This is a genomic window from Vibrio sp. PNB23_22_6 (assembly GCF_052877535.1).
This window is the reverse complement of record NZ_JBNFXP010000073.1, coordinates 1-735: the sequence shown is the minus strand read 5'-3', so window position 1 is coordinate 735 and position 735 is coordinate 1. Positions and strand designations below refer to the sequence as shown.

Genomic DNA, 735 nt, shown 5'->3' with positions numbered 1-735 from the left:
AACACGACTATCCCAACAAAAGCGAACCAAGTTTTCTCTACTGCAGAAGACAACCAGAGCGCGGTAACGATTCACGTTCTTCAAGGTGAGCGTAAGCAAGCGTCTTACAATAAGTCTCTAGGTCAATTTAACCTAGAAGGTATCCAAGCTGCACCACGTGGTATGCCACAAATCGAAGTGACTTTCGACCTAGATGCGGATGGTATCCTACACGTTTCAGCGAAAGACAAGCAGACAGGTAAAGAACAGAAGATCACTATCCAAGCTTCTGGCGGTCTAAGCGATGAAGACATCGAGAAAATGGTTCAAGAAGCAGAAGCGAACAAAGAAGCGGACAAGAAGTTCGAAGAGCTAGCAACTGCACGTAACCAAGCAGACCAAATGATTCACGGTACTCGTAAGCAAGTAGAAGAAGCGGGTGAAGCGCTACCTGCAGACGAGAAAGAGAAGATTGAAGCGGCTATCGCTGAGCTAGAAACTGCACGTAAAGGCGATGACAAAGAAGCGATCGACGCGAAAGTTCAAGCGCTCATGACGGCAGCTCAAAAGCTAATGGAAATTGCTCAACAACAAGCTCAAGCGCAACAAGGTGCGGAAGCAGGTGAACAGCCTAAACAAGACGACGACGTCGTTGATGCTGAGTTTGAAGAAGTTAAAGACGACAAGAAATAAACCTTGTTAACTAGGCTGTCTAGGTCGCCTAGTGTCGATAAGACTTGTATATGCGGGCGTTTG

General features: G+C 46.7%; 1 protein-coding gene. It reads left to right on the top strand.

The window, feature by feature from the left end; translation table 11 throughout:
- The coding region (locus ACVA54_RS19665) for an Hsp70 family protein (RefSeq protein WP_446640297.1) at positions 1–672 on the top strand (672 nt) is incomplete at its 5' end.
- Positions 673–735: the final 63 nt, after the last annotated feature.